The sequence below is a fragment of the Roseateles cavernae genome (assembly GCF_040187885.1).
Taxonomy (GTDB): domain Bacteria; phylum Pseudomonadota; class Gammaproteobacteria; order Burkholderiales; family Burkholderiaceae_C; genus Roseateles_E; species Roseateles_E cavernae.
Map to the genome: position 1 here is coordinate 1 of NZ_JBDPLH010000023.1, position 7,771 is coordinate 7,771.

Below are 7,771 nucleotides of genomic sequence, written 5' to 3' on the forward strand. Positions count from 1 at the left end.
CCCAGCGCGCCGGCGAGGCCGCGCGCGAGATCAAGACCCTGATCAACGACACCACGGAGCGCACCGAGGCCGGCTCGCGCCAGGTGCACGAGACCGGCCAGACTCTGCAGCAGATGGTGGCCGAGATCCAGCAGCTGAGCGGCCTGATGCTGCGCCTGGACCAGAGCTCGGGCCAGGACGGCCAGGACATCAGCGAGCTGCAGCTNGACCGGCCAGACTCTGCAGCAGATGGTGGCCGAGATCCAGCAGCTGAGCGGCCTGATGCTGCGCCTGGACCAGAGCTCGGGCCAGGACGGCCAGGACATCAGCGAGCTGCAGCTGCAGCTGCAGGTGCAGGAACTCGACCGGGTGGCGCAGCAGAACGCGGCCCTGGTCGAGGAGATGGCGGCATCCAGCGAGCAGCTGAAGGACCAGGCCGGCCGGCTCGCGCAGGCGGTGCAGGTCTTCAGCGTCTGAACCGGTTCAACCATCAGCCGATTCTGCCTCGACCGATGCGGCAGGCAGCCTTGCATGACTGCGGCATACTGCCACCTCGTTTGCGCGCCGTCATGCCCCTCACTTCAGTTTCGCCCCCCGCCCCCTTCACCCGAAATGCGCTGCCCCAGTTGACGCTGCTCGGCGGCTTCGAGCTGTGTGACGCCGATGGTTCTGCGCTGCCCCTGCCCTATGACAAGGTGCGTGCGCTGCTCGCTCTGCTGGCCCTGCAGTCCGGTCCGTTGACGCGCGAAACACTGGCCGAACTGCTATGGCCCGATTCCGAGCTGGCCCAGGCCCGCGCCAATCTGCGCCGCGCGCTGTTCGATCTACGGCTGAGCCTGAGCAAACTGCTGCCCAAGCCGGCACTGGAAACGCTGCTAGTGGCCGACAAGAAACACATTCAGCTGCATGACAGCCCGGCGCTGGTGATCGACTGCCGCGAGTTCACGCTGGCCCAGCTTGACGCCGCGGCCCCCCATACCGAGGCGCGCCGACTGGCCTTGGAGCGGGCTCGGGCGCTTTACCGAGGCGAGTTGCTGATCGGTCTGAGCTTGAGCGACGCGCCTGGCTTCAATGCCTGGAGACCTTGGCCGAGATGCTGGAGCAGACCAGCGAGCACGCAGAGGCGCTGAGCTGCGCACAGCAGGTGCTGGCCTTGGACCCCTGGAATGAAGCCGCGCTGCGACGCTGCATGCGGATGCTTGCGATCTCTCGGCCAGATCAGGCCTTGGATCTCTATGACGAGTTCCGCAACCGATTGCAGCAGGAGCTGAAGTTACTACCGCGGACCGCCACCGAGACCCTGGCCCAAGGCCTGCGCCGACAGGCCGCGCCTGCACCGGCGGTCGCCCAGGGCACCCAGCGCCGACGCGTCGTGGCTCTGCTGTGCGAATGGGAGGTGCATGCTGATGCAGGCAACACCGATGACGCCGAGGCGCTGAGCGCCCAGTTGGCCAACAGGCTGGACCGCGCTCGCGCCGACCTCCAGGACCAAGGCGCCTGGGTGCAACGCGCCGAGAGCGGTGAACTGCTGGCCTTCTTTGGCCATCCTCGCGCGCTGGAGCAGGCGCCGCGCTTGGCTCTGGACGCTGCACTCGGGCTGCTGGCACCGGTCGAGGACGGCAAGGCCATGCTGGTTCCGCGCCTGGGCCTGCATGTAGGCTGGGGGCGCAGCCTGCCGGACCAAGCCTCGCCCGACAGCGTCGGCGCCTTGACTCGCGAGGCGCGTCGCCTGGCTTGGTTGGCCCGGCCGAGCACGGCCCGGGTCAGCGTCGAGCTGCGCCAGCAAAGCCTGCACCACCATCGCTTCCTGGCCACCGAGGCTGATGGCAGTGCTGAGCTGCTTGATGCACTGAGTGCCTCCGCCCAGCTGCGGCAAATGCAGCCCATGGTCGGCCGCGGCGCCGAACTGGCAGCGCTGTTGGCCCATTGGGCCGATGCCCAGCATCACTCCCGCGCGATTTGGGTGCAGGGCGAGCCAGGCCTGGGCAAGACCCGGCTGCTTCAGGCGCTACGCCGCGAGATCGCAGCGAGCAGCGGCGCCACGACACGGCGACTGCAGCTATTCTGCCAACCGGAGTTCGGTCACAGCCCCTGGCATCCGGTGGTGGCCGCGCTGCAACGCAGCCTCGGTCCCCTGGCAGACCGGCATCGCGCGCAAGCGGCGCTGCAACAGCTGCTGTTGCAGGCCGGCCTCGATCCGAGGGCCAGCCAGGAAGCACTGAGCCAGTTGCTGCTGTCACAGGCGACCGACGGTCCGCTCAACAAACGCGCGCTGCAGACCCTGCTGATTGATCTGTTCGAAGGCCTGGCCCGGGGTCGGCCCCAACTGGTGACGATGGAGGACCTGCACTGGGCCGACCCCTCGACGCTGGAGCTGCTGGCCTTGTATCTGCAGCGGGCCGCGAGCGAGCGCAGTCCCAGCCTGATCGTGATGAGCTCGCGCGAGCCGCCTCCGCCGGCTCTGGCCGGCGCACTGCAGCAAGTGCTGAACCTGCAAGCACTGCCCGAGGCCGAGATGTTGCACCTGATCGAGCAACTGGAGCTGGCCCCAGACAGTGCACTGGAGCGCCAACAGGTGCTGCTGCGCGCCCAGGGCGTGCCGCTGTTTGCCCAAGAATTGGCCCGCTCGCTACGCCTGACTCCACAGGAGCGCGTGCCCGCCACGCTGTGGGACCTGCTGGCCGCCCGGCTGGATCGCCTACCCGCCACAGCCCGGCGGCTAGCCCAATGCGCAGCGGTGCTGGGCAGCGACTGCGACGAAGCCCTACTGCTGGCCATGCAGGACGAGAGCTCGCGGCCGCTGCAGCTATCGGCGGGCCTGGGCCAGTTGGCCGGCGAAGGCCTGCTGCAGGCCTGCGCCAGCGGACATTGGCAGTTCCGCCATGCACTGATCCGGGACGCGGCTTACGAATCGCTGGGGAGCAGCGAACGGTGCTCCCTGCATCGGCGCGCGGCCGATGCGCTGATGGGCATGTTCGCGACTCGCGCAGCCGACGAACCCGAGTTGCTCGCCCACCATCTGCAGGCCGCCGGCGACCCGGTGGCCGCCCACTACTGGCTGCAGGCCGGCTGCCGCGCCGCCGGCCAGTCCGCCCATGTCGAGGCCCGCCATCTGCTCCAGCAGGGTCTGCAGGCCCTGACCACGCTCTCAGCGCCACCGGATCTTGTACAGCGCCTGAAGCTGCCTTTGCTGCTGCAGTTGGGCAACAGCCTGCTGGCCCTGGAGGGCTATGGCTCGGGGGTGGCGCGCCACTGCTTCGAGCAGGCCCTGGCGGTCTGCCCGGCGGAGAGTGTCGCAGGGCCGCGCTTCCAGGCCCTGTGGGGCCTGTGGCTGGGCAGCCGCAGCGGCCCCGGCGAGGTGCCCGCCCTGCAACTGGCCGAGCAGTTGTGCGTTGAGGCCGCGCGCACCGGCGACCAGGCCGCCGCGGTGCAAGCCGCCTATGCCCTGGGCAACAACCTGTTCTTTCTTGGCCGGCTGGAGGCCGCCGACCAGGCACTCGAGGCCGCCGCCAAGGCCGGCGACCGGCTGGCGCCGGAGCTGCTGACGGCGCGCTACGGCGAGCATGGCGGCATCGCCGCCCGCGCGATGCGTTGCTGGCCGCTGGCCCTGCAAGGCCACGCGGAAGCGGCACAGTTCCATGCCACGCTCGCACTGACCCAAGCACGGGTCCTGGGGCATGCCCAGACCCTGGCCTTCGTGCTGACCATGGCAGCGGTGATGCATCGTCATTTGCGCCAGCCCGGCCCGGCGCTACCGCTATGCCAGGAGCTGCTGGCCCTGGCCGACAAGCATGGCTTGGCGCTGTGGCAGGCGGTCGGCGCCCTGGTACTGGGCTGGGTGCAGGCCGAAGGCGGCGACCCGGGTGGCCTGTTGCCGATACGCCAGGCGGTCGCTGCCTCGGCCGTGGCCATGCCCAGCACCGAGCCGACCTTTTTGTCCTTCCTGATCGAGGCGCTGCTGCGCCTGGGCCAGCATGAGGAGGCCTTGGCCCGCAGCGACGAGGCCATGGCCAAGGCCCGTGAGCGCCAGGAACTCTATCTGCTGCCCGAGCTCTGGCGCATGCGCGCCGAGGCCCAGGCGCGGCTATGCCACCCCGCCGCCGCAAGCGACGCACTGGCGCATGCCCACCAACAGGCCTGCAGCATGGGCGCCAGTCTGTGGCAACAGCGTTGCGAACAACAGGCCACCAATCCGCCAGACCAGCCTCCCCCCCATCCGGGGAGGGGCCTTTCAACGCTGCATCAACGCTAGGGCGCCAGCATCGGGCCGCGCCCCTCCTGAAAGAAGGGACCATCCTATTCAAGGAAAACCCCGACCATGCAGCGCACCAGCCCGTCCCAAGCCACTCACTTCCAGCGACACCTGCCGCGCCGCCTGGCCCTGTGCAGCGCCCTCGCCTTGGCCTTTGCCGCCCCGGTAAGCCCGGCCAGCGGTGCCACCGTCATCGAGCTGGATCCGCAGCAGCGCCATCTCATCGCCACCCCGCTCGACACCGACCTGGGCAGCCTGCTCGGCGACGTGGTCTACCAGGGCCTGGGCGTGCTGTCCAAGACCGGCCCGGGCACCGTCTCCTGGGGCGCGCACAGCGCCACCTTTGCCCTGCAGGCCGGCAGCTGGATAGACGTGGCGGCCGGTCGCTTCGTCGGCGGCAGCAGCGCCAATGAGAACTGGACGCGCAATCTGTCGGGCCTCAGAGTCGCCGCCGGCGCGGTGTTCGAGGGGGTGGAGGCCAATGTGCGGGTGGATGCGCTAACCGGCAGCGGCCGCATCAGGTCCGGTTTCACCGACGGCGGCTGGCGCGCGGGCTACGAGACCTTCACCTTCGGCGTGGCCAATGGCAGCGGCAGCTTCGCCGGCGCGCTGATGGACGGCAACTCGCCCGGCCACTTCACCAAGGCCGGCAACGGCACCCAGGTGCTGACCGGCAGCAGCAGCTACACCGGCGGCACCCGGGTGGCGGGCGGCACGCTGGCCATAGGAGACGGCGGCAGCAGCGGCGCCATACTCGGCCCGGTGCGGGTCGATGCCGGCGCCACGCTGGCCTTCAACCGCGCGGACGAACACTCTTTTGCCGGCACCGTGCAGGGCGAGGGCCGGCTGCTCAAGCAGGGCGGCGGCAACCTGCTGCTCAGCCAGAGCGTGAACCTGCAGCAGGGCATCGACATCCAGGCCGGCACGCTGACCCTGCAGGGCAGCGGTCTGACGCTGCAGGGGCCGATCCGCAACGACGGTGTGCTCGTGCTGCGCAACAGCGACAGCTACGCACCGCTGCTGCTGGACGGGCCGCTCCGCGGCACAGGCGTGCTGCGCATCAGCACGGGCGCGGTGCATGCCCTGGGCCAACTAGCCCCGGGAGGGGGCACCCAGATCGCCAACGATGCCCGGCTGGTGATGCTGCCGGGCAGCGCCCTGCAGGGGCCGCTGCTGTTCGACACCAGCACCAGCAGCATCCTGGAAGTGACGCCCGGCACGGAGCTGGCGCTGCGCGACGGCATCAGCAACCTAGGCTTCGCGGGCGGCACGATTGACCACCAAGGTACATCGCTGGCCCTGAGCGGCTCGGTCAAGTTCAGATACCTGCAGCTCACCCAGCCCGATCCCAGTCTGCCGGCGCCCAAGCTGCTGCTGGGGGAGCTCGACAAGCCGTCACACATCGACATCGCTGCAATCTACCTGGGCAACGGAAGCCAAGTCGACATTGCCGGCCGCCAAACGGTGGTGGGCAGCGCAGGGTCGCCCAACAACCTGCGGCTGGACCGCTCAGACCCGGCGACGCCAGCCACCGTCACGGTGCGCGATGGTGCCCGCATGTTCGTGTCCAGTGCCTCCATTGAGCAGGGCGGCATCTGGCAGTTGCGCGATGCCGGCACGTCGGTGAAGGTCAGCGGCAATGCCAAAGTGAGCGACGGCAGCGCCATCCGGCTGAGCAGCGGCGCCCAGATGGACGTCGCCGCCCTATTGCATCTGACACGGGGCAGCTCGGTCAGCGTCGAGGGCGAGCGCACGAGCCTGTCCGTCAACAACCTGAACACCGGATTCAACAGCATCAACGTCAGCGCCGGCGCCACGCTGCAGACTGCCCAGGCCAGCCTGAGCGGCACGGTCCTCAGCCTCAGCGGCGCCGGCACGCGCTGGGTGAACGACGCCACGATCAAGCTCGACATCAACGGCAGCCAGCTGCAGCTGCTGGACGGCGCCCTATTGCGCGCCAACGCGCTGGTTGACACCGACGGAGAATCCCGGCTGCTGCTGGACGGCGGCGTGCTGGAGCTGGCCCAAGCCAGCAGCATCGGCGCGCTGGACTGGCGCAGCGGACGGGTGAGTCTGGGCCTGGACAGCCACCTGGGCCAGGGCCTGCTGGCGGCCAATCTGGCGCTGGCCGACGGACGCGAGCTGAGCGTGCAGGGGACGTTGAGCGTGGGCGCCGGCCAAAGCCTGCAGCTGGGTCAGGGGGGCAGCCTGCAGGCCGAGCGCCTGCTACTGACCGGTGGCAGCTTCGAGGCACTGAGCGGCGCCGACTTCCGCTCGGTGCTGGACTGGCAGCAGGGTACGCTGACGCTGCGCGGCGCAGCCCAGTTGGGTCAGGGTCTGGCCAGCTTGCCGGCCCTGGACGCCAAACGCTCGCTGCGGGTGCTGGGCACACTCGGTAGCCACGCCGGCGGCCCCGGCCTGACACTGCTGAACGGCGGCAAGGTCGAGGTGCACGGGGGACTCCAGCTGGACGGCGCCATCGAGATCGCCGCCGGCGCAGACCTGCTGCTCGCCGAGGGCAGCGCGTCGCGCATCAGCGGCGGCCTCAGCAGCGACGGCCTGCTGACGCTCCGCCAAGGCACGCTGACGCTGAGCAATAGCAACCAACTGGCCCGTCTGAACCTGGGCTCCAACAGCGAGCTGCGCGTCACCGGTGCCGGCAGCCAGACGCAGCTGCGCGATCTGCTGCTCAGCGGCGATGCCAGCGGCAGCCGCATCAGCGTGCTCGATGGTGCCCGGCTGGAGGGCCCCCAGAACTTCAAGCTAACCGGTGCATCGGGCGTGCCGAACACCGATGCCCCGCTGCTGCACATCGCCGGCTCAGGCAGCCGTTTCGACGCGCAGGTGCAGTCCTACCAGGGCGCCAGGGTGCTGGTCGAAAACGGCGGCAGCCTCCGAGCCACCGAACTCACGCTGCTGCCGCAGGCCAGTCTCAGGGTCCAGGGTCCGGGCAGCTTCGTGGATGTGGCCAACCTGCATCTGCATGCGCGCAGCAGCATCGAGCTGCTGTCCGGCGGCGCGCTGCGCAGCGGCAGCCTCGAGCTGCAAACGGGTGCCGAGCTGGTGCTCAACGGCGGCTCGCTGCAGCTGGACCGGCCCGGTGCCAGCTTCACCGCCGGACTACGCTGGCAGCAGGGCCTGCTGAGCCTCGGAGCGGACACGGCGCTGAATCAGGGCCTGCTCGCCGCCGACCTGGTGCTGGACAGTGGGCGCGCGCTGGCGATCAAGGGGCAACTCCAGATCCAGCAGGGCCAGAGCCTGCTGCTGGGTGTCGGCGGACGCCTGCAGGCCGAGCGCCTGATGCTGGCCGGCGGCAGCCTGAGCGCAGCCCCAGATGCTACGTTCGACGGCCGGCTGGACTGGCAGAGCGGCAGCCTGAACCTGCTGAGCGACGCACGCCAGGGCCAGGGCCTGCTGGCCATGATTCCGGCCAGCCTGGGTGGCGAGCACAGCCTGCGCGTGCAGGGTGTGCTGACCCTGGACGCTGCCGCGCCGCTAGCAGGCTGTTGAAATTCGCCGCATTTGAGCCCGGCCCTCACC

General features: G+C 69.7%; 5 protein-coding genes. 4 read left to right on the plus strand and 1 reads right to left on the minus strand.

Annotated features, from left to right (window positions below; all coding sequences use genetic code 11):
- A partial coding sequence (locus ABGI63_RS25395; RefSeq protein WP_349745309.1) for a hypothetical protein occupies nucleotides 1–190 on the minus strand: 190 nt, incomplete at its 3' end.
- A gap of 38 nt (nucleotides 191–228) precedes the next feature.
- Between ABGI63_RS25395 and ABGI63_RS25400 the strand changes: the two genes are divergently transcribed.
- The 4 genes from ABGI63_RS25400 to ABGI63_RS25415 all read left to right on the plus strand — a co-directional run bounded on the left by ABGI63_RS25400 (nucleotide 229) and on the right by ABGI63_RS25415 (nucleotide 7,741).
- A complete protein-coding gene (locus ABGI63_RS25400) occupies nucleotides 229–456 on the plus strand; it encodes a hypothetical protein (RefSeq protein WP_349745310.1) in 228 nt (75 codons plus the stop codon).
- A gap of 149 nt (nucleotides 457–605) precedes the next feature.
- A complete protein-coding gene (locus ABGI63_RS25405) occupies nucleotides 606–1,109 on the plus strand; it encodes an AfsR/SARP family transcriptional regulator (protein WP_349745311.1) in 504 nt (167 codons plus the stop codon).
- Complete coding sequence (locus tag ABGI63_RS25410) at nucleotides 1,073–4,231, plus strand: ATP-binding protein (protein ID WP_349745312.1); 3,159 nt, start codon at nucleotides 1,073–1,075, stop codon at nucleotides 4,229–4,231. The genes ABGI63_RS25405 and ABGI63_RS25410 overlap by 37 nt, the downstream gene beginning before the upstream one ends.
- Nucleotides 4,232–4,297: 66 nt before the next feature.
- A complete protein-coding gene (locus tag ABGI63_RS25415) occupies nucleotides 4,298–7,741 on the plus strand; it encodes an autotransporter-associated beta strand repeat-containing protein (RefSeq protein ID WP_349745313.1) in 3,444 nt (1,147 codons plus the stop codon).
- Nucleotides 7,742–7,771: the final 30 nt, after the last annotated feature.

Coding starts and splice junctions, on each gene's coding strand:
- ABGI63_RS25400 (WP_349745310.1), top strand. CDS start 229: ATGGTGGCCGAGATCCAGCAGCTGAGCGGCCTGATGCTGCGCCTGGAC.
- ABGI63_RS25410 (WP_349745312.1), top strand. CDS start 1,073: ATGCTGGAGCAGACCAGCGAGCACGCAGAGGCGCTGAGCTGCGCACAG.
- ABGI63_RS25415 (WP_349745313.1), top strand. CDS start 4,298: ATGCAGCGCACCAGCCCGTCCCAAGCCACTCACTTCCAGCGACACCTG.